Below are 22033 nucleotides of genomic sequence, written 5' to 3'. Positions count from 1 at the left end.
ATATTTTCCCCCTGCATAGAAAAAATCTTTCATAAAATTATATGTGCTTTGTGCTAGTCCTAGGCGAAAAATATATGTTTTATTATATTTTTTTTAATATTTTACCCATAAACTCATAATTATTTTTTATTCCATCATCTAAATTAATTTTCAAATCCCTTATATCTTCTATTTTCTTTATGTAATTTATGAGTTCAATTTTTTCTTCTTCATCTTTGTATTTTAATATGCTTTTTATTTCTTTTACTAACTTATGGAAGGTGACGTTTTTATATCTATGGATGTACAAGTACCCTTCAAATGAATTTCTCTTTCCAGAAGATAATTTGAAATATATGGGTCTTTTTTTATATTTTTTTATATGGTCCTTGTAAAATCCATTCATTATATATTTTCTTATATTTTTCATTGGATCCTTGTCTTTTCCTAATAAATTTCCAATAAACTCTATATTCTCATGAAAGTATTTTTCTTTAAATACAAACTTTATAATATTTATTAACTCTTCGCATAATCTACTAGTTTCTATTATTTCAAATTCACTAGGTTTAAATTGGTATATATTTTCATAAAATTGTCCTCCTGCAAAGATTACTCCTTCTTTGTTTATATCATATCTACCCATAATGCATCCTACAAAATAGGATATTAATGATTTTATTAAGCCTTCCTTATCCACTTGTGATAATATTACATCCTCTTTCTTAACCCTATAATCTAAATTTAATCCATAGTTTTTTATAAATATTTTATTTATATTTTCTTCTATCTTAGCTAATTTTTCCACCTCTTTATCCTTTTGGCCTAAGTAGTAGTCACAAGCATTTTCCAACTTTTCTTCCCTATATTTTAAAAGGGGATGGTATTTAAAACCCCAAAAGATTTCTCTTTCTTCCCAATCTTTTCTACATATATCTATGGCCCTTTGAGCCAATCTCTCTACCTTTTCCTTCTCTTTAATCACTATGGGAATCTTACCTATATCTTTAGGCTGGAAATTTAAAGTGGGGTTTATTATTTTCATAATTTTATCACACACTTTAGAACATAAAAAACCAGTCATATAATTTATTAAACTTTCATCTAAAAAAATACAGGAACCAGCCGTATCAAATATGAATCCAGGCGGATTAATTCGTGCACCAAAGTATGAGGAACTTACAAAGGACCAGGTTATACCCTTTTTAAAATAATACTGGGTATTAGCTATGCCTATATTAGATTTTCTATTTTTATTTAAATAATTATTGTATGATCTTATATTTTCTCCGTCATTGTACCAATTTACCACGTGAATCAAATTTCCATACCATTTTCTAAAATTGCCACCCTTATTATAAGGGAACCACTTTTTTTGAGACTCTATAGCTTCACTTTTATTTCTTATATTAAATGCCACATGGTTAATGTCTACTTCATACCAAAATCTCACAAACCTATTATTATCACTGGTTTGAAGGCCTACTCTACAAGCTGCCATATTGCCTAGTTCTTCTCCCTTTTCAAAGACTTGTACCATATTATCTTCTACCCAATAGGCTATATTTTTTTTAGGAATCTTTAAAAATTTATTTTGACTCATTATATATTTATAGTCCACATTATTATTTATAGCCTTTAGCAAATTTAAATCTTGATTTACTTCTCCTTTGGAATTAGATAATCTTACAAAGGTACTATTTATACTTTCTCTTTTATTTTTTAAAATAAAAGAACAAAGGGGTACAGTAGCATCTTGAAAACTAGAATATTCTAACTGGACTAAGGATAAAATTGTCTTGTTCTTAATAACATTTTCCCTTAAATCTTCATAACTATTTATAAACATCCACACAAAGGGAGTCATAAGGCCTATATATGCATCCTCCTTTCCATATTCCATACATCTTACTATGAATGCTGCAAATAAATCCCTATGATATCCATAATAATTTTTTTTTAAATAAGTCTTCATTTCTTCTGGCATAGCCCTTGTAGACAAATACGGAGGATTAGTTATAACTATGTCATATTTTCCATTGACCATGTTAAATAATCTATTTATCTTCTCATTATCTTTTATATTTATATTTGTTATTTTTTTGCTTTTAACTAGAGAACCATATTGTATTTTATTATAAAAATCATATATAATATTATTAGAGATATTTTTCTGAATATTCTCACAAATAAAGTTTTCTATATTGAAAATTAGTTTATAAGTTAGAAATTTTTCATCTAAATTTAATGCTTTAAACATTAAAATTAATTTTGCCATATTAGTTACTTTTGAATCAATGTCTAAACCATATAGATTTTCACATATTAATCTCATGCTTTTTTCTTTATCATAGTCTAATTTACTATAAAATTCATATAGTAGTTCAAATACATAGGATAATATGTGTCCCGTTCCACAGGCTGGATCTAATATTTTCAAATTTTCAATTTTACCCTCATAATTAGATTCTTCTTCTGAAGGAATATAATATTTTAATTCCATATGTATATCTTGTTTTTTCAATATTCTTCCTAAAGTATTGTCTGTCATATATTTTACTAACCAACTAGGGGTAAATATTTGAGTTTTTGAATATATATTATTGTTAAATAATTTTATGAAATATTGGTATATCCAACCTAAGATTTCCGGATTATTCCAATCATTTAAATGAATATAATTTATGTTCATCAAGTTTTTTATAGGTATATTATGGATATAATAATCTTCTAGGGGGTTTACAAAATACTCATCATATTTTTCATGAAGAATATGAGTAATTTTTATTAATGATTTTTCATCATGTTTTTTTACAACATTATAAAGGAGTGAGGCTTCTTCATTAGAGAGTATATTATGAATATATTTAGGGTTAAAATATAAAAATTTTATTATTACAATCCAGTAAAATAAGTTGTATATATGTTCATCCTTTAATGAGGATTTACATATTATTTCATATATGGTTGAACTAAATTTCTTTATTTTCTTTCTGTCCACTTGAATCCTCCTAATTTTCTGAATTATGCGTTTTTTCTATACACTCTAATTATAACCTACTTGATTAGGAGTTAAAATAATTTTAATATGAAGAGGTGAGGTTAATGAATATAAGAAAAGAAATTAAAACTACATTCAAAATAAGGAAGCACACCGTCACGTGCCTATACATTAGTATAGTATTTTTATTCCTCACTTTGTTTAATATAATATTTTTTAATATAGCTGTATTGTTTTTCGTTACCTTCTTTGTTTTGTCTAAACTATATTGGAAATGTCCAAGATGTGGCAAAGAGTTCCCATTATTTAAAATAAGTATACAAGATATGTATACTTGTCCCCATTGCAAAAGACGTCTTATAAACCCTCCAATAGACTTAACTGAATATAAAAAAAGTCATTGTTAAAGGCTGTGTAATTGCACAGCCTTTAACAATGACTTATTCTTTTAAGCAAAAAAACTTCATAAATATCTATTTAAAGTAAAATTTCCACTCATGTTTTATTAAAAGTATATAGATACTATAAGCTCCTAGTATGGTTCCTAAAGGGAAATTAGCTAAGTTAAATATGGACAATACTATTATTAATATTCTAGCCCAGCTTTTTCCTTTCATTAAATAATAACCACCTAATATACCTGGTAAAGATACTATTAATAAGATGACTATTATAATATTGCTCATGGCTGCTACGGGAAGTATTACTCCCATCTCTCCAGTAAACAGACTCAATCCCGATGCAAATAAGCCTACAAATGCCACTAGTACTAATGCTAATCCACTATATATCATATAAGCTATACCTATTATTTTTATATGGTCCTTCATATTTTTTTCATGCATATTATCACCTCTTCATATTATTAATACTCTTTTAAATTAATTTTTAACAAAGGTAAAAAGGATATGAATGGGATCTAATTTGCCTTTATCATATCCTTTATAATTTCTCTTTTATAATTTCTATAAATTCATCTGTAATATGTGGATCAAATTGACTTTCTTTATATTTTAAAAGTTCTTCAATGGCCTCATCAAAGGTCTTAGCCATTTTATAAGGTCTATTGGAGGTCATTGCATCAAAACTATCTACTACAGTTAAAATCCTTGATAAATAGGGAATATTCTTGCCTTTAAGACTACTAGGATATCCTCTTCCGTCATATCTCTCATGATGATGTAATATAAGAGGTATTATGTCCTTTAAACTCTCTACAGGTTTTATAATATCCACTCCATAATTTGGATGCATTTTCATACTAGACCATTCTTCATCTGTAAGTTTAGTCTTTTTATTTAAAACAGCTTTAGATACATTTATCTTCCCTATATCGTGCAAGTATGCTGCATACTTAAGTTTCTTAGCATCATCTTCACTTAATCCTAGCCTTTTACCTAACATATCACAATACATTACTACTCTCTCCGTATGAGCATAAGTATATCTATCCTTAGCATTTATAACACTAATTAAAGTCTTTATAGAACTTATTAGATCTATATGTTTATCTTCAATTTCTTTCTTTAGTTCCTCTAAAATAGATACATATGATTCTACCCTATTTTTATGAAAAAACTTAGCTCTATACAATGCGTCATCAGCACTATTTATAAGCTCATCTTTTCCTATAGATTTTTCTGGATAAGATGATACACCTACTGATATGGTTAATTTTTCATATGGAAGAGCTTCCTCTCCATCAAAATGATTTTTCTCCACAGCAAATCTTAAGTTTTCACCTATGGCAACAGCTTCATTTAAAGTCTTTCCTGGCAACACTACGGTAAATTCTTCTCCGCCATATCTAGCCACCATACCATTATCTCCAACTTCTTTTTTTAATATATGTCCTATTTCTGTTAATACTTTATCTCCCTCTGTATGTCCATAGCAGTCATTATAATTTTTAAAATAATCTATATCAAGTAGTAGTAATGATACTACATTTTTTTCCTCTTCAGCCTTTTTTATTTCCTTATGAAGGTATTCCTGAAAATATCTATGATTATAAAGGTCTGTTAATTCATCTTTTACTGCCAACTCCATAATATTGTCTCTATACTCATTTTCAAGCTCTATATAATGGCCTAATAGCCAAGCCGTCAATATAAATATGCCTGATAATATTAAATCACTTTCAAAATATGAATTTATTCCACTGTATCCTGCTTGTATTAAATCCATACCTAATATTATAATTGAGCAAATACTAGCAACATTTAAGCCAAATTTTTTTCCATGTTGTATAGATGATACTATAATCAGAAATATAAAAACCGGCTTATATAAACTCAAGTATCCCCCAGTTATATTTATTAACGTAGTAAAAAAAATCACAAGAAATAGTGTTTCAATTATATGAAATAACTTTCCTTTATTTCTATTTATAAAAAATTTATATGCTACCACTAATACTCCCATCGTAATAAGCATTAATAACAATATATTATATTGTGAACTTCGTACTACTCCTATACCTACATTAAACTCTAAGCCTACAAATAAAATAATAGCTGCCTGTAATATTGTCAACACTTTTACTATAGAAACAATTTCATGTATTCGAATTTCTCTTTCCCTTGTTGTCTTCATATTTCACTCCTACTCATAATAAAATATAAGAGATAGAAATCTCTTATATTTTATTCTTCTCTTAAAAGTTTAGGTTCTTCTGGCTGATAAGTTCCCCATGCACATGCAGATGCTGATGTAACAGTTGCTAAGAAAGTACATAATGCACATCCAACTACAACTGTCCATCTAAATAATTTACTTTTCATATAAACACTCCCTTTAATTTATTATATTAGACAAGCTCTCATCAATTTTTGATAAAATGACATGTCCAATTTTTGTCAATGTGAAAATTTGAAACGCAACTCCCATAGTTATGCCTGTAGATATATTGTTATTAATATATATAATTGTAATTATTGCATATATACACAAAAGTGCAAGAGATTTATTTCTCAATTTTTTTCTCTTTATCTCATTTTTTATTCTCTTTGTCCCCGTATCTACTGGAGCCCTTTTATATATTAAAAGATAAGCATATATAAATATAATCCCTACTACACATACCTTCATATGTAAATCTAATAAAATATACTTCATAGACAAAGCCATCAAGGCAAATGCGATAGTCCCTATTATTACACACCTATTTAAAGAACTGGCATGGGTTCCACCAGAATATTTTCTTAAGATAGATGATGAAAAGGATACTATTAAAATTTCTTTTAGCATACCAAAAACTAGACCCACAACAAAACATGCAATTATGGAATATACAATCTGCAATCCTACGAATACTCCATATTTTATCACTTCCTTTTGATCATCATCATGATTCATTTCATTTCCAATTATTTCACCTATATGATTTGATATTTTACCTATTATATCCATCTAAAGTTCTTCCTTTTATATATTTTATTAATAATAAAATTGTTATCATCATAAAAAGTGGTCCTAAGCTATATAATGAACTTATTACACTTCCATCTAATAATTGTTCTACTCCTACATTGAATATATTTGTATACACAAATAAGGATGCCCAATCACAAAATGCTACGATTATGAATGCTCCCATTACATTTGATATCACTTTAATCATCATTTCTTTAGTAATTATACTTATTAAACATATAGTAATAATTAAAGATAGTATAGTATGTACACCAAAACTTATTGGCAATGCCCTAAGTATATTTATAAATATTCCATGCAAAACACCCGTATATATTACCTTTTTATCTAGTTTTTTACTAGACAATATATATACTCCCCATATTACCAATATGCCCTCTAACAGCTGCCTGATAATTAATACTATTTTAGCTCCATCTACCAATTATATCTCAACTCCTAAATAGTCTTATTTTACTAAATACTTCTACATCTTTCTTCATTTTCCTTCCTATTCTACCACATTTAGGCCATGAGTCTGTAGTCCTATTTTTATTTTTACACAAAAAAAGACATGTTTTTCATGTCTTCATATTAATATACATATTTAGATAATTTCCCAGGAAATGTGAACATTTTTTACACATTTATAAATTCGATTAATTTATCCTTACTTTCTTTTGCAATTTCATATCCTATTTTGTAAATCCCATCTATTTTCGTCCTATTTCTCTCTATTCTTCCAACTTGTAGATGTTCATTTGGTCGAATAACAAAGGCTTTTCCATCTTCCTCTAATTGTCTTATGTACTCCACAGTTTCATTATATGCCATATGTCCTGTTAGCAAAGAATTTACCAAATTAGGATATTCCCTATACTTATACTCTATTAATTTCCCAAATCTTAAAGGTTTTTTAATATAGGAGATGGGCCTTGTGAGAACTAGTACAATTTTATCATTTCCATCTTCTAGGGCCTTTTTAACTGGAATTGCATCAGCAATAGCTCCATCTAAATATTTTTTCCCATTTATTTCGACTATATTAGATATGAGAGGTAAACTACTAGATGCTTTACACACCTCATATATATCCTCTGGATCATTCTTTTTAAAGTATGTGGCCTCTCCCGTACGACAATCTGTGGCCACAGCTATGAACTCTTTCTCTGAATTCATAAATGTATCCATATCAAAAGGATCTATATTTTTAGGTAGCTCTCCAAATATAAAGTCCATTCCAAATAATTCTCCATTAGTTATTAAATTTCTATAACTAAAATACCTCTTATCCCTTAGAAACTCCGTATTTACCCTGTAATTTCTTCCCCTTTGTTTTGATACATAAGTGGACCCATTACAAGCTCCCATAGAAACTCCTATTACGTATGGAATATGTATATCATTATCTAAAAAATAGTCTAATACACCCGAGGTAAAATTCCCCCTTAGGCCACCACCTTCTAAAACTAATGCTACCTTCTTATCCATATAATCCTCCTATCTGCCTGTGATTATATTAGTAATTATGCCCTTATTTTTATGATCCTATAATTTCTATTCTTTATCCGTTGTGGAATTATTGAAATTTTCCTACCATCTTATTATTTAATTTATTAATCCTATCTTAATCCTATAAACTAATTTGACAAAATGTGATAAAATTTTATTTAGACTTATATAAATATTAAAGGAGCAATTATATGGATATTTTATTTTCTTTTGTAGCTTTTTTCTTTCTAGCGCTCTTTGTCCTAGGCTTAGTAGAACCAAAATATGTAATTTGGACTAAAAACAAAAGACGCATTAATGTTATTAAGTATTATGGTTCTTTATTTTTAATATTTTTTCTAACATCCACATATCTTTTCCCTTTAGGCGAAGAAGTTCAAAGGATTCCTGTAAAGAATTTTAATGTTTCTTCCCTTTTATCATCTTTAAAGGATAAAATAAAAAAAGATACTCCAGCCCTATCAGAGGAAGTTAATGTATCTCAAGATTATAGTGGAAAACTAAGAGTTCATTTTATAGATGTGGGGCAAGCTGATTCCATATTAATTGAAAATAATGGAGAATCTATGCTCATTGATGCTGGTAATAATTCTGATTCTAAATTATTATTAGATTATCTTAGAAAAAATAATATTAAAAAACTAAATTATGTAGTAGGAACTCACCCCCACGAAGATCATATAGGTTCTTTAGATACGGTAATAAATAACTTTCAAATTGGAAAAGTATTGTTACCAGATATAATTCATACTACAAAGACCTATAGGGACGTAATAACGGCAATAAAAACAAAAAATATTAAAGCAACAAAACCTAAGGTTGGAGATACTTTTAACATTGGTGATGCCACTTGTGTTGTACTGGCTCCAAAGGATAAAAAATATGATAATCTCAATGATTATTCCATAGTAATTAAAGTCCTATTTGGAAACACTTCCTATCTATTTACGGGAGATTCTGAAAAGGACTCTGAGGAAGATTTGGTAAGAAGTAGAATTAGTTTGAAATCTAATGTATTAAAGGTAGGTCATCATGGAAGTAGATCTTCCACTAGTGAGGCCTTCTTAGGTGAGGTATCTCCTAAATATGCTGTCATATCCTGTGGAAGGAAAAATGATTACAAGCATCCCCATAAGGAAACTATAGAAAGGCTTAGACTAAGGGGAATACCTGTATATAGAACAGACGAATCTGGTACAATAATTAGTACATCTAATGGTAATGAGATTACTTTTAATGTAACACCAGGTTCATATAATTATCCAAAATAAAAGGCCCTTTAAGGGGCCCTTTTACTTTACGCTAGCTCTTCTTTTAATATGTTCATAACCTCATCTACTTCTGGTAGTCTGCCTTCCACCATTACTTTACCATTTACCTTTAAGGCAGGTACTTCTGTTACACCTTCTTCAACCATTTGAGCTAAATCTCCAACCATTTCAAATTCTTCATTTAAGTTTAGCTTTGTTAAAGCCTCATCCACGATGATAGCAAGTTTTGATGGTCCTCAACACACTTGCTCATATAATCTAATTTCCATAAATAACAATCCCCTTACTTTAATATTTTTTCTATTTCGTTTTTGCTAGGAACTCTTCCAGATACTACTACCTTTTCATCTACCACTAATGCAGGTGGTTTCATCACACCATAAGATAATATATCCTTTAAATTCGTTACTTTTTCTACCTGTGCATCTAGATTTAGTTTTTCCACTACTTCACAAGTATAATCATATAAAGTATTACAATTTTTACAGCCAGTTCCCAATATTTTTATTTTCATAAATTCTCCTCCTTTACTATAAAATAATGTTAAACAAGTATCCTACTAATATTATACTAGTACCTGTTATTGCCACAAATATGGCAATTAATTTAGGTTTTATTACTTGCTTTAACAAAATCATCTCTGGTAAAGATAGGGCTACTACAGACATCATAAAGGCTAAAGCTGTTCCAACACCTACCCCTTTATTAATTAGTGCTTCTACTATAGGAATAGTCCCTACTGCATTAGAGTAAAGGGGAATTCCTAAAACAACTGCCACAAATACGGCTATAGGATTATTAGGCCCCGCATATTTAACCATAAAACCTTCTGGTGCATATCCGTGGATAGCAGCTCCAATTCCTATTCCTATTATAATATATAACCATACTCTCTTTACAATATCCCTTACTGCTATAAGTGAAAATTTTATTCTTCCATTAAAATCTAATCTCTCACTTTCTGCTTCTCCCATATGCATTTCATATACATAACTTTCTACCAAATGGGTTAAGTTCATCTTCTCTATTACTATTCCTGCCACAACACCTATAATCATCCCTGCCAATGTATATATTATTGCTATTTTAGCACCAAAGGTTATAAATAAAAAACCTATTGCTATTTCATTTACTATAGGTGACGTTATTAAAAATGTAAAAGTAACTCCCAGTGGAATACCCGATTCCACAAAACCTATAAATATAGGCACAGTAGAGCAAGATCAGAATGGTGATAATACACCTAAAATAGAAGCTAGAACATGAGCTCCTACTCCACCAATTTTACCTAAAAGATTCTTAACCTTGTCTGGTGGAAAATAACTTCTCACATAGGATATGGTAAAGATCATAAAACTTAAAAGTATTATAATCTTTAATGTATCGTATATGAAAAACTGTGCACTTGAACCTAAATGGGATTCTAAATTTAATTTAAATAAATCCCTAACCATGAAGTCAGCAAATTGTTTTAACACCCTAATCCCCCCTTAAGTTTTCTTGCGCTTCTTTTAGTTCCGTTGCCAATATATTCTTTACTAGATTTAATATTTCTATTGTTTCCTTATATTTAACTTTGTACATAACTTTTAATCCGTCTTTTCTACTCTCTAAAATCCCCTTATCCTTTAGTATTTTCAAATGTTGTGATACATTAGATTGCTCTAATTCTAGATCCTCATATATGTGGCACACACAAAGTTCATCTTCTCCCTTTAATCTCTCTATTATCTTAACCCTAGTGGGATGAGCTAATGCCTTCATAAAGGAAGCAGATAAATCATAATATAAATTATTCATTCATATCCTCCTTTTAACTATATTAGAATATTCTAATATAGTTATATCATCTTTATAATAAACTTTCAACTACTTTTTTCCACTTTTAAATTTAATTTATGTGGAATATTTTGATCCATAAAATAAAAAGAGATGATATAATTACCATCTCCCTTTATACTTTATTAGTAAAACATAGCGTACAAATATTTTTCCCTAATACCCTTATTAAATTATCTATACTTATATATTTTAATGTATCCGCACCTATTTCATCTCTTATTTCTTCTAGATTTTTAAAGTGACCTATTATATTTTCATTCTTCATATTTATTCCCAGGTCACATTTCCCCCTTATAATAGGAGAAGCTATCCTATAATGTATCCTATTAGCACCTACTTTTTTTAACTTACCTATTAATTCCTTACTTGTAGTTCCACTTACTAAGGAATCATCTATTACAACTATATCTTTTCCTCTTACTTTATCCTTTAATATAAAAAACTTATCATTTACTTTGTTTTTCCTATTCTTTGGAGCTATAAAGGTTCTTCCTACATATTTATTTCTGAGGATTCCTGGTTCATATTTAATATTAGATTGGTCAGCATAACCTATGGATGGTAAAGTTCCTGTGTCTGGCACTCCCATGACCATATGAGCCTTACTAAAGTCTTCTTTTCCTAAAATTTTTCCTAATTTACTTCTTATTTGCCCTACACAAATTCCGTCTATCTTAGAGTCTTCCCTAGCAAAGTATATATATTCAAAGGCACATGTATTGCATACTTCATTTCCTTTTCTTATTACGGAAACTCCATTTTTATCTATTTTTATTGCTTCTCCTGCCATTAAGTCTCTTATAAATGAGCCTCCCATAGCCTCTATGGCGCAACTTTCTGATGCTACTATGTACCCGTTCTGGATCTTTCCTATACATATGGGGCGAATTCCTAAAGGGTCCCTCATGGCTATTAATTCATTATCTTTTATAATAACTACTGCATATGCACCCTTTATATTATTGTAAATCCCCCTTATACCATCTTTTTCAAATACTTTTAATATTACTTCTGAATCCGTATCCGTACTAAATTTTCTTCCCTTTTTTTCAAGAATTTTTTTAATATCCTCTCCATTTGTTAGGGTTCCATTATGAGCTAAACTAATATTATTACTAAGGAGGGGTTGACTATTTTTAATAGTACTCTCCCCCCATGTGGAATATCTTACATGGCCTATCAATAGATTAGTATCAATCTGAAGTCCTTCAAATAAGTTATCTACTAATCCCATCTTCCTAATATTTTCAATTTCATTATCATTTCTATAGGATATACCACAACTTTCTTGACCCCTATGTTGTAGGGCCAATAGGCCTGAGTATACTTTTGTTTCCATATTTTCTTTTTTATTAAAAAATACTCCCAATATTCCACATTCTTCTTTGAATTTATCATTAAACTCATCTATTTTCATGATTAATCATCATCTCTTAATATGTTTATATCTTTCCCAGCCATTACTTTGTTCATGTTTCTCATTGAACACATTTTTCCACACATGGTACAGCTATCTTCATCATGTGGCATAGATTCTTCCCTATATCTTCTTGCTTTTTCTGGATCCATACTCAATTTAAACATTTTTTCCCAGTCTAAATTTTGTCTAGCTTCACTCATTGCAAAATCCCAATTCCTTGCTCCCGGTATATTTTTAGCAATATCTCCTGCATGGGCTGCTATTTTAGATGCTATAATTCCTTCCTTCATATCCTCTAAGTTTGGTAATCTAAGATGTTCTGCAGGAGTTACATAGCATAAGAAGTCTGCTCCTGAGCTAGCTGCAATAGCACCTCCTATGGCACTTGTTATGTGGTCATATCCTGGTGCCACATCTGTAACTATAGGACCTAATACATAAAATGGAGCTCCATGACATAATCTTTTCTCAAGTAGCATATTTGCCTCTATTTCATTTATTGCCATATGACCTGGACCCTCTATCATAACTTGTACATCCTTCTCCCAAGCCCTCTTAGTAAGTTCTCCTAATGTTATTAATTCTTTAATTTGGCTTGCATCAGTAGAGTCATTTATACTTCCTGGTCTTAATGCATCACCTAAACTTAAGGTAACATCGTATTCTCTACATATATCTAAAAGTTCGTCATAGTATTCATAAAAAGGATTTTCCATGTTATTTAATTCCATCCATGCATATGTTAATGATCCACCCCTAGATACTATATGATTTAATCTTTTATTTCTTTTGAATGTATTTACAGTTTCTTTATTTAACCCAGCATGGATAGTAACAAAGTCCACACCATCCTTTGCATGCTTTCTTACCACATCTAAAAACTCTTCTGCCTTTATATCCTTCAGTTCCTTATCATAAAAACCAACTGCATCATAAATTGGTACAGTTCCTATCATAGCTGGAGAAATTTCTACTATTTTTTTTCTAAATTCCTCTGTTTTTCCAAATGAACTTAAATCCATTATGGCTTCTGCTTTCATATCTATGGCCATTTTTACCTTTTCAATTTCTTTTTCTATGCTAGGACAATCCTTCGATATTCCTAAATTTACATTTATTTTAGTTCTAAGTCCACTACCAATTCCTTCTGGACTAATACTTTCATGATTCTTATTAGCTGGTATTACTACTAATCCTTTTGCCACTAAGTCTCTTAATTTGTGTATATCCATATTTTCCTTTTCCGATACTATTTCCATTTCCTTTGTTATTACACCAGCTTTAGCCGCTTCCATTTGAGTATTATATTTCATAATTCTCCCCCTTATGATTTATTAAATAATTAAAGTTTTAAAGGGTAGGGTTATGGCTGACTCTCATAAAGCTATCTGATTTTAAAATTATGGAATAACTATACACATAGAACTAAATATAGACATATTTATTTATAAAATTAGTAGGTTAAACTGTATTTTTATATAAAAAAATAGACTCGTAACGAGTCTATTTTATATGAATGGTACACAATTATCCCATACTAAATATAAACATCCCTACGTTGGCATTATCCAAAATCAGGTTATGAGGGTCAGAAATAACATTTCTCTCTCAGGCTATCCTTATAGCCTCCCCTTGTCTTAATATTATTTTTTACAATTTAAGTATACTTTTTTTATCTTACCTTGTAAAGGTCTATAGATTATAAAATTATTTAACTTTTTATATAGACCCCATTGTCTCATATGCCAATATTCTTTTACCAGTCTTTTAGATCTAAATAAGAAAAGTTCTTCTTGCTTAATATATTAAAGGCCACCTTTTGGTGTGACTTGACTGCTTCTTGAAATTTATACCAATGACTTTTTTTATAAGTCTTAGGATTTTTCCAGGTATATATATCTGTTAGGGGATCATATCTATTTAACCCTACACTAACTCCATTTACAGATATTACACTCCTATCCCTTATTCCTAAAATTTCTTCATTTACTACCTCATCAAACCATGTGTCCTTTTTATAATCCTCTAATGCCACTCCTCCATACTCTTTTTTCATAGCCAATTCTTTATATCTTTTTATGCGATTTTCTTTTTCGTCATTTCCTTGGTCCATTTTCCCTATGGCATTACTTAAATCCTCTAATAATTTTTTAGATTCCCAATGTACATGTTCTGCAGTTCCATTTGGATTTAAGAACAAATAAAGTTTCCTAAATATTTCCCTTGCTGCTTGCAAAGATCGTTCCTTATTATTTACTTTAATATATTTTCCCACTAATCTACTGTCTTTCCAAATCAGGGCTGGCCAATCAGGATAAAAATAGGCAGAAGCATGACCTATAAATGGTATAACCTTTTCTACTCCTCCATCCACAGAATTAAATGTATCATAAAGTCCAATAAAGTTTTGATGTGCCCAAGTATCTGCAAAGGAATGGGTAGCTATTCCAATCCTATATAGATTTTTGCTATAAATTGCCGCATCAAATATGTTATTAGCATTCGTACTATTTGGTGTAGTATTTAACATATGTAATTTCCCATCTTTCCTTCTTGCAGATACAGCCAGGGGATCTCCAGGGATAAAATGAAATAATGGGTATATTCTAAATAATTTCTTCTTAGGTTTGATTATATTCATAGTCTGACTAATATGATTTGTATATTCTTCTACAGTTCCTTTATTTATGGTAAAAATCATATTATTATTATCCACATATTGAGAAGCTATACTTATTATTTTAGCTGATTCTGGTCTAAATCCCGCTCGGGTAGCTATTAGATAGGTCATATAATAATGAAACTCTGTATTCATAAAAAACCCCCACTCACATAATTTATACATTATATGAATAGGGGTAGTACATAATGCCTTAACTTTTTTCTTTACTATAGATTACAAGTAAAATAAGTACCTATTATAACTGCTATATAATTCAATTTCTTACGTTTGTCTTTTTATTTTTATTAATATATATTCCTACAAGTATTATTAAGGGTAAAAATACTTCAAATACTAAACCATAATAGGGATATATTTTAGTACTCCAACCTATAATGGCCATAACTGAAGGATAAACAATATAGGAAACACCCAATATTAATAGGCCTATGGGTGTCACTATATGATTATATCTTTTCATATTTAACACAGTACTTATTCCCTTAGCTGCAAAATATATGCAAGTAGCCACTTTCACAAATGTGGCTAGACTCGTTGCTAAGATGGTGACAATTTCCATCCTTTCTAAAAACTCTCCTAAGTTAGCTTGGCTAGCCACCACGTATACGGGAAAATATGTATTTGCATATATGTTATGACCAATTACTAATAGTTCAGCAACTGTAACTCCAACTAAAGTCATTCCACCTATCAATATACCTTTAGCATAACTTTTATACGCATTTTTCTTATCTTTAATTTCTTCTATTAAAACTATACACAACAAGGTTTCTGCAAAGGGAAAAGTAAAGGTACTTAATGTTGCCTTCATAAGATTTGAAATGCCACAATGTAATATGGGCATTATATTTAAATAATCCATCCTAGGTATTAATATTAATATGGTAAATATGGGTATAGGTGATGTGAAAAATACTACTATTACTGCAGATTTACCTATTGCACCAGGACCTTCTTTTACTGCTACTATAGCAAGGAGTATTATTCCTATCATAAAAATAAATAATGGTGTATTATTTAATGTGGTTGATGTGGGAAATTCTCCAAAATCTCTCACAGTTAATCCACATAAATGTATGCTGTACCATATATATAATATATTTATTATACTTCCAATAAATTTACCAAAAACTGTTTCTATTATTTTAAAAAAACTTTTATTATTATATTTACCTATTATATGAGAATATACTTTTACTATTCCTACACATAGTACCATTCCCATAAATATGGCTATCCATATATCTTCCTTGGCTTGAGCCCCCAAGGGAAGTATAAACCCTGATGACAATATGAACAATATTACTATACAACTACCCTGTACTTCATTTATTTTGTCATTACTCATAAAAACAGCACTCCGCTCTAATTATTAACCATAATAGGACTATCTTTCTTTTCACTCCCCTTTATTAAAACATCCACATTTATGTTAAATTTTACTTCATCAAACACTTTATCCCAATCCCCTTTAACTTTATTCCATAATTCAGGTTGTTGAGCCTTCACATATCTAGAGAAATCAAATATATCTACTCCAAATTCATTTTGAACCTTTTTTATTAAATCTTCTATATCCTTCTTTTTCTTTTCTTCTAATTCTTTCATAAGAACTCTTCTCTTTTCCTTTATATAATCCACATTTCCACCTAGCTCAATTATATTTGCCTCTATGTCTATATCCATATAAATATTTATTTCATTATCCACCAGTTTTACTTTTGTTCTAGTTTTACTGCTCAATATTTTAAGGCCTACAGGAATTTCTCCATCATAATATTCATATCCCCTTTTAACATTATCTTCTATAGTTAATAGTGTTCTAGATTCATCGTCACTCAACCACCCTAATAACCTATCCTTTTTAAATACAGCTAATCCTGTTACTATAATAGTTTCTGTTCCATTATTTTTTTCTATTTTTACTCCTGGTAATGAAGGATTTTGATTAGGCTCATATAGCCTTTGTATGAACTCATCCATAGGAACAGCACGTAGTCCTATTAAACTATTTTGACTTTCCATCTTAAGAATTCTGTCTATTCGAAAGGAAGGTATGGGCATATATTCCTTTTCTTTTACTTTTAATATGTCTGCTGCACTTTTTTCTTTAGAAATAAGTATCCATATGTCATTTCTCATTTCACCATCCCTATATATATAGTCTAAGATAGGTAAAATATCCTTTTTAGCCAATTCCTCGCTAAGTATTATAACCTTTGCATGGGGCCAATAAAATTTTATCCCAGACTTACTTACTATGTTTCTTACCGCATCAAAGGGCGAATCTCCTTCTATAGTAAATATCTCCCCTCTGTTTTCTTCCCCCTCTTCAGTCATAGGGTCTATAGCTTCAAAGGTTACTATATATTTTTTTGTACTAGGATTATAATCTACAGCAGCGCCAGATATAAGTCTCCTATCATTTATTTCCCTATAGTTCCAACAACCACATAATATTATTGGGATAAATAGGATTGCTATGTATTTTTTCACCATAAATCATCCCTGCTTCCCAATGATAGATTCCACCATTTTTTGTATAGGTATGGCTGGTGATGGTATTTTTACTCCAATTGAAATTAGTACACTTAAAACTAAGGCTGATGTATATAGGACTAAATAAACGACTAAATCCTTCTTTTTCTTCTTCTTTACCAAAGGAGTAATTTCTATTATTCCTATAATTCCATATACTATTAAGACTAAAAAAAGCATACTATCTCACCACCTTGATTGGTCCGGACCTTAGTGCAGTCCCCTCAATAATTACCTCTGAGGTTACTTTTACCTCTATATTGCTAAATACTTCATTCCAATTATTTTCTAGTTTTTTCCACTCTTTAGGGTACTCCTTCTTATATTCATATGAAAATCCTAGATTATCATTTTTGTACTCATTTTGAAATAAATCAATTACTTTTTCACAATTAGCCACAATTATTTCTTGAGCCCTATTTTTTATTTTGTTTTGAATTTCTTCATCATTTATAGGTATTTCCTTGTTTATGTTTGCTATATCTACTTTTGTCTCAATGTGGATATCCATAGATAAGCTCTCATCTTCGTAATTGGGCTTTAACTCTGTTTTACTACCGTTTATCTCTAAGGTAGCTTTTTGATTTTTTTCTTTCAAATCTACATTTAAGGCTCCACCCTCTAATTTATTTAATAAAAACAAGAGATATTTAGTATCTTCTCCCCCTATGTTCCCAACATATTTCATGCCTTTAAATATGGCCATTCCCCATACTCTTATTTCTTTTCCTTTGTTTCCCTCTTTCACTGTAATCAAGGGGAGGAGAGGTGATATGCCCTTTGTTGCCAATTTATCTACAAATTCGTATAATTCAACTCCCAGGTACTTAGATATTTCTTTTTCATTTTTGAATGTATCCTCTATTTGAAAGCTCAATATATTTTGAAGAATCTTTTCACTAGATAATATGTCTAATGGGCTACTTTCCTCAGCTACCACTAACCATATGTTGTCCCTAAAATTACTACTTCGCTTCATGTAATCTATACAGGACATGAACTTTTCCTTATTCTTTATTAATTTGGGCCCCAATATGGCCATTTTAGCATGTCCCCAAAAGATCTCTCTACCAGTGATTTTAACTAGATTTCTTATGGCATCAGTCATATTCTTTCCTCTGGACTTTATAATTTGTGACCGAATAATAGTTCCGCCTTGTTGTCTAACAGGCTTGGCAACTTCAGTTATTAGTATAATCTCATCACTATCCCCATCATAATCTAGACCTATCCCCGTTATAATAGACAAATCATCAACTTCAATATAGTTCCAACACCCTGTTAATAGGGTGGAAATTATAAGTATTATAAGTATTTTTTTCATCTAAATCACCTTTTTTTATGTGATTTTTTTCTTTGCCTAACTCTATTTTTCTTACCTATCAAGGTTGGCCTTAAGGTCATATACCACCAAGGTGCTCTTATGGCCGTATCTTTTACTTCTTGGAACTTTAATTCTCCAATATCTAGCATATAAGGTATTCCAAAGGACTTCATAGACACTAAATGTATTATGAGTCCCATAACTCCAAAGATGTATCCATATAGACCTAAGAAAGAGGCCAATATTAAAAATGTTAATCTTACCACATTAAGGGGGCCTATCATGTTAGGTAATAAAAAATTTGTTATTCCCGTTAGGGCCGTTATTATTACAATTGGGGCACTAACAAACTTTGCATCTACTGCGGCCTGTCCTAATATAATAGCTCCAACAAAACTTATTGTAGAACCAATAGGAGCAGGTAATCTAATTCCACCCTCTCTTAATAATTCAAAGGCTAACAAGAGAAGTAGGGCCTCCACAATAGTAGGGAAAGGAACACCATCCCTAGCTGCTGATATACTAAGTATCAAAGGAGTTGGAACCATCTCCTGATGAAAGGTTACTAAGGCCACATAAATTGCTGGTACACTGGTAGATAGGAAAAAACCTAAAAGCCTTAACATCCTATTAAAAGATGAATACATATACCCATTATAATAATCTTCATTAGTTTGAAAATATTCTATAAACACATAGGGCATAGTAAGCACATAGGGGGCACCATCCACAAATATGGCGACTCTCCCTTCTAATAATTTGCCTGCTATGGTGTCAGGCCTTTCACTTCCACCTATAGTAGCAAAGGGAGATAGGGGTTCGTCTCTTATTAATTCTTCTATATAACCGCCTTCTAGTATTCCATCTATATCTATGGTATCTAATCTCTTTTCTATTTCTTTTACAATCTTAATTTCTGCTACATTTTCTAGATAACTGATACACACCCTAGTTCTAGTTTCTTTGCCAATTTCTCTAAATTTAAATCTCAAATTTGGACTTTTAATTTTTCTCCTAAGGAGTCCTACATTTGTCATTATAGCTTCATTAAATGACTCTCTAGGACCTCTTACTACCTGCTCTGATATGGGCTCACTTATGCTTCTTTCCTCCCAACCTTGAGCTGGCATTACTATACCTTCATTTTCTCCATCTATTAAAAATACCACAAAGCCATAAAGTATATCTCCAATCATATCATTTACTTTATTTTTAACATTAACATCATGGCTAATTATTACATTTTGTATTAAATATGGAATCAAATCAGCTTCTGGAAATTTCCTATCCGATTGCATAGGTCTTAATATGGTTTCATATATGGTTTCTCCATCAATCATGTCTCCTGCATATATTAGACAACAGTCTATTTCATTTCTATATTTAAATTTTCTATATTTTATAGTAACGTCCTTATTAAAACCCTTGTCAAATATTTCTATATTCTCTTTTAATGACAATGATAACACTTTATCTTTATCCATACTCTAACTCCTTAACCTATTATTACAAATATTAGTATTTACTTTTAAATACATGTCTATACGAAAAAAGAGTAAACTTTAATAAAGTCTACTCTTTTAATCTATTTTTTTTATCTATGCATATGTAAATCTATTTTTTTACTTTCACCTACAATATAATCCCCATTAACATTCTTAGATTCTTTTGCATAATCATTTACTTTTTTAGCATTTTGTTTTCTTCTGATTAAATTAACAGGCCCTCCAATACAACCATCAACGCAAGCCATACCTTCTACAAAGTTTCCATTTAAACGTCCCACTTTTAACATTTTAAATGCCTTGTCACATTCTTTTAATCCATTACAAGTGACTGGTTTAAAGTCCACATCTATTTTTTCCTTATCTATTACATTTTTTATTGCCTCTGTTACTCCTGCACTTCTGGCAAACATCTTAGCATTAGGTGTTGCCTTACTATTAAAATCACCTTGGCAATCTTCAATCTTAATATCTTTAGCAACTAACATGGCATATAATTCTTCAAAACTCATTACAAAGTCCGTATCCCCTTTTACATCTTCCCTCATAGCCTCTGCTTTTTTTGCAACGCAAGGTCCAATAAATACTACCTTTGCCTTTTCATCCTTTTCCTTTATAAGTCTACTTATGGCTATCATAGGTGATACAGTAGAAGATATATTATCCTTAAATTGTGGATATGTTATTTCTGCATACTTTACAAAGGCCGGGCAACAGGATGTAGTCATTACCCCATCTTCCTTTGACTTTTCTAAAAATTCTTCTGTTTCATAATGGGCTACTAAATCAGCTCCCTCTGCTGCTTCTATCACATCATAAAATCCTAATTTCTTTATGGCTTCTACAACCTTAAAAAACTCTGTATTAAACTGACTTACTATGGCTGGTGCTACTACAGCATAGGTTTTATATTTAGTATTTCCCCTTGAATGTTTTATAATATCTATTATATCTGCTATAAATGATTTATCCATTATGGCACCAAATGGGCATTGTACAATGCATATACCACACTGTACACATAAATCATCGTTAATTACAACAGTTTTATCTTCATCTAATGTTAAGGCTCCTGTAGGACAAGATCCTCTACAAGGTCTCATTACATCTGATACGGCATTGTATTGACAAGCATCCCTACACTTACCACATTCTATACATATATTTTGATTAATGTATGCCCTTTGTCCCACATGATATATGGCTCCTACGGGACATGCTTCTGAACATCTATGGGCTAAACATCCTCTACAGGCTTCTGTTATTGTAAATCTATTTATAGGACAGGCATCGCAAGCTATATCCAATACCTCTATAATATTTTTATTATTGCTTTTTCCTCCCATAGCTGCTCTTACCCTTTGTTTCATTATGGCCCTTTCCTTATATATACAACACCTAGTTCTAGGCTTTGGACCTTTTATTATTTTTTTTGGCAGTTTTTTATAATCCTGTAATAATCTATCTTCCATAGCTGCTTTTGCTACTTCTTTTAATACTTCAAACTTTATTACTTGTACATTACTTTGAAATTTAATCATAGG

Annotated in this window: 21 protein-coding genes and 1 riboswitch; of the genes, 1 reads left to right on the top strand and 20 read right to left on the bottom strand. The window is 30.3% G+C overall.

Going from position 1 to position 22033, the window contains the following annotated elements; all coding sequences use genetic code 11:
- Positions 1-82 precede the first annotated feature (82 nt).
- The 7 genes from pglX to CCE28_RS16455 form a co-directional block, all read right to left on the bottom strand.
- Positions 83-2980, bottom strand: a complete 2898-nt coding sequence (pglX, locus tag CCE28_RS16485; RefSeq protein ID WP_095134834.1) for a BREX-1 system adenine-specific DNA-methyltransferase PglX — start codon at positions 2978-2980, stop codon at positions 83-85.
- A gap of 473 nt (positions 2981-3453) precedes the next feature.
- On the bottom strand, positions 3454-3825 hold the full coding sequence (locus tag CCE28_RS16480) for a hypothetical protein (protein ID WP_095134833.1): 372 nt from the start codon (positions 3823-3825) through the stop codon (positions 3454-3456).
- Positions 3826-3922: 97 nt separating this feature from the next.
- On the bottom strand, positions 3923-5575 hold the full coding sequence (locus tag CCE28_RS16475; protein WP_095134832.1) for a bifunctional diguanylate cyclase/phosphohydrolase: 1653 nt from the start codon (positions 5573-5575) through the stop codon (positions 3923-3925).
- A gap of 50 nt (positions 5576-5625) precedes the next feature.
- Complete coding sequence (locus CCE28_RS16470; protein WP_095134831.1) at positions 5626-5763, bottom strand: cyclic lactone autoinducer peptide; 138 nt, start codon at positions 5761-5763, stop codon at positions 5626-5628.
- A gap of 13 nt (positions 5764-5776) precedes the next feature.
- A complete protein-coding gene (locus CCE28_RS16465; protein WP_095134830.1) occupies positions 5777-6391 on the bottom strand; it encodes an accessory gene regulator ArgB-like protein in 615 nt (204 codons plus the stop codon).
- Positions 6375-6839, bottom strand: a complete 465-nt coding sequence (locus tag CCE28_RS16460) for a hypothetical protein (RefSeq protein WP_095134829.1) — start codon at positions 6837-6839, stop codon at positions 6375-6377. The genes CCE28_RS16465 and CCE28_RS16460 overlap by 17 nt, the downstream gene beginning before the upstream one ends.
- 194 nt (positions 6840-7033) lie before the next feature.
- Positions 7034-7885, bottom strand: coding sequence for a patatin-like phospholipase family protein (locus tag CCE28_RS16455; RefSeq protein WP_095134828.1), 852 nt, complete (start codon positions 7883-7885; stop codon positions 7034-7036).
- A gap of 212 nt (positions 7886-8097) precedes the next feature.
- On the opposite strand from CCE28_RS16455, the gene CCE28_RS16450 reads away from it, so the two are divergent.
- Positions 8098-9177: a ComEC/Rec2 family competence protein gene (locus CCE28_RS16450; RefSeq protein ID WP_095134827.1), complete on the top strand. Its 1080-nt coding sequence runs from the start codon at positions 8098-8100 to the stop codon at positions 9175-9177.
- Between the two features lie 26 nt (positions 9178-9203).
- On the opposite strand, the gene CCE28_RS16445 is transcribed toward CCE28_RS16450, so the two are convergent.
- The 13 genes from CCE28_RS16445 to CCE28_RS16385 form a co-directional block, all read right to left on the bottom strand.
- A complete protein-coding gene (locus CCE28_RS16445; RefSeq protein ID WP_278277577.1) occupies positions 9204-9392 on the bottom strand; it encodes a thioredoxin family protein in 189 nt (62 codons plus the stop codon).
- Positions 9393-9460: 68 nt separating this feature from the next.
- The gene (locus tag CCE28_RS16440; protein WP_095134825.1) at positions 9461-9691 is read right to left on the bottom strand and encodes a thioredoxin family protein; all 231 of its coding nucleotides are present in this window, start codon (positions 9689-9691) and stop codon (positions 9461-9463) included.
- 16 nt (positions 9692-9707) lie between these two features.
- Positions 9708-10631, bottom strand: a complete 924-nt coding sequence (locus CCE28_RS16435) for a permease (RefSeq protein ID WP_176461884.1) — start codon at positions 10629-10631, stop codon at positions 9708-9710.
- Between the two features lie 25 nt (positions 10632-10656).
- Positions 10657-10977 (bottom strand): ArsR/SmtB family transcription factor, encoded by a 321-nt coding sequence (locus CCE28_RS16430; protein WP_095134824.1) that lies wholly within the window; start codon positions 10975-10977, stop codon positions 10657-10659.
- A gap of 154 nt (positions 10978-11131) precedes the next feature.
- Entirely contained in the window at positions 11132-12436 is a 1305-nt protein-coding gene (gene purF, locus CCE28_RS16425) for an amidophosphoribosyltransferase (RefSeq protein ID WP_095134823.1), read from the bottom strand.
- A 2-nt stretch (positions 12437-12438) separates the two neighbouring features.
- The gene (gene thiC / locus CCE28_RS16420) at positions 12439-13752 is read right to left on the bottom strand and encodes a phosphomethylpyrimidine synthase ThiC (protein ID WP_095134822.1); all 1314 of its coding nucleotides are present in this window, start codon (positions 13750-13752) and stop codon (positions 12439-12441) included.
- Positions 13753-13972: 220 nt separating this feature from the next.
- Positions 13973-14082: riboswitch (TPP riboswitch) on the bottom strand.
- A 113-nt stretch (positions 14083-14195) separates the two neighbouring features.
- Complete coding sequence (locus CCE28_RS16415; protein WP_095134821.1) at positions 14196-15254, bottom strand: DUF6765 family protein; 1059 nt, start codon at positions 15252-15254, stop codon at positions 14196-14198.
- Positions 15255-15375: 121 nt separating this feature from the next.
- Entirely contained in the window at positions 15376-16470 is a 1095-nt protein-coding gene (locus CCE28_RS16410) for a GerAB/ArcD/ProY family transporter (protein WP_095134820.1), read from the bottom strand.
- Between the two features lie 17 nt (positions 16471-16487).
- Entirely contained in the window at positions 16488-17618 is a 1131-nt protein-coding gene (locus CCE28_RS16405) for a Ger(x)C family spore germination protein (protein ID WP_176461879.1), read from the bottom strand.
- A gap of 6 nt (positions 17619-17624) precedes the next feature.
- Positions 17625-17840: a hypothetical protein gene (locus CCE28_RS16400; protein ID WP_095134818.1), complete on the bottom strand. Its 216-nt coding sequence runs from the start codon at positions 17838-17840 to the stop codon at positions 17625-17627.
- A gap of 1 nt (position 17841) precedes the next feature.
- The gene (locus CCE28_RS16395) at positions 17842-18984 is read right to left on the bottom strand and encodes a Ger(x)C family spore germination protein (protein WP_095134817.1); all 1143 of its coding nucleotides are present in this window, start codon (positions 18982-18984) and stop codon (positions 17842-17844) included.
- Positions 18985-18989: 5 nt separating this feature from the next.
- Complete coding sequence (locus CCE28_RS16390) at positions 18990-20468, bottom strand: spore germination protein (RefSeq protein WP_095134816.1); 1479 nt, start codon at positions 20466-20468, stop codon at positions 18990-18992.
- 110 nt (positions 20469-20578) lie between these two features.
- On the bottom strand, positions 20579-22030 hold the full coding sequence (locus CCE28_RS16385) for a 4Fe-4S dicluster domain-containing protein (RefSeq protein WP_095134815.1): 1452 nt from the start codon (positions 22028-22030) through the stop codon (positions 20579-20581).
- Positions 22031-22033: the final 3 nt, after the last annotated feature.

The organism is Anaeromicrobium sediminis (assembly GCF_002270055.1).
In the GTDB taxonomy this organism is placed as follows: domain Bacteria; phylum Bacillota; class Clostridia; order Peptostreptococcales; family Thermotaleaceae; genus Anaeromicrobium; species Anaeromicrobium sediminis.
The sequence above is the reverse complement of the archived record's forward strand: the minus strand, read 5'-3'. Positions and strand labels throughout refer to the sequence as shown.

What these genes read in the sequence shown, in the direction of transcription:
- CCE28_RS16480 (WP_095134833.1), bottom strand. Translation starts at nt 3,825, where the DNA reads ATGCATGAAAAAAATATGAAGGACCATATAAAAATAATAGGTATAGCT.
- CCE28_RS16475 (WP_095134832.1), bottom strand. Translation starts at nt 5,575, where the DNA reads ATGAAGACAACAAGGGAAAGAGAAATTCGAATACATGAAATTGTTTCT.
- CCE28_RS16470 (WP_095134831.1), bottom strand. Translation starts at nt 5,763, where the DNA reads ATGAAAAGTAAATTATTTAGATGGACAGTTGTAGTTGGATGTGCATTA.
- CCE28_RS16465 (WP_095134830.1), bottom strand. Translation starts at nt 6,391, where the DNA reads ATGGATATAATAGGTAAAATATCAAATCATATAGGTGAAATAATTGGA.
- CCE28_RS16455 (WP_095134828.1), bottom strand. Translation starts at nt 7,885, where the DNA reads ATGGATAAGAAGGTAGCATTAGTTTTAGAAGGTGGTGGCCTAAGGGGG.
- CCE28_RS16450 (WP_095134827.1), top strand. Translation starts at nt 8,098, where the DNA reads ATGGATATTTTATTTTCTTTTGTAGCTTTTTTCTTTCTAGCGCTCTTT.
- CCE28_RS16440 (WP_095134825.1), bottom strand. Translation starts at nt 9,691, where the DNA reads ATGAAAATAAAAATATTGGGAACTGGCTGTAAAAATTGTAATACTTTA.
- CCE28_RS16430 (WP_095134824.1), bottom strand. Translation starts at nt 10,977, where the DNA reads ATGAATAATTTATATTATGATTTATCTGCTTCCTTTATGAAGGCATTA.
- purF (WP_095134823.1), bottom strand. Translation starts at nt 12,436, where the DNA reads ATGAAAATAGATGAGTTTAATGATAAATTCAAAGAAGAATGTGGAATA.
- thiC (WP_095134822.1), bottom strand. Translation starts at nt 13,752, where the DNA reads ATGAAATATAATACTCAAATGGAAGCGGCTAAAGCTGGTGTAATAACA.
- CCE28_RS16415 (WP_095134821.1), bottom strand. Translation starts at nt 15,254, where the DNA reads ATGAATACAGAGTTTCATTATTATATGACCTATCTAATAGCTACCCGA.
- CCE28_RS16410 (WP_095134820.1), bottom strand. Translation starts at nt 16,470, where the DNA reads ATGAGTAATGACAAAATAAATGAAGTACAGGGTAGTTGTATAGTAATA.
- CCE28_RS16400 (WP_095134818.1), bottom strand. Translation starts at nt 17,840, where the DNA reads ATGCTTTTTTTAGTCTTAATAGTATATGGAATTATAGGAATAATAGAA.
- CCE28_RS16395 (WP_095134817.1), bottom strand. Translation starts at nt 18,984, where the DNA reads ATGAAAAAAATACTTATAATACTTATAATTTCCACCCTATTAACAGGG.
- CCE28_RS16390 (WP_095134816.1), bottom strand. Translation starts at nt 20,468, where the DNA reads ATGGATAAAGATAAAGTGTTATCATTGTCATTAAAAGAGAATATAGAA.
- CCE28_RS16385 (WP_095134815.1), bottom strand. Translation starts at nt 22,030, where the DNA reads ATGATTAAATTTCAAAGTAATGTACAAGTAATAAAGTTTGAAGTATTA.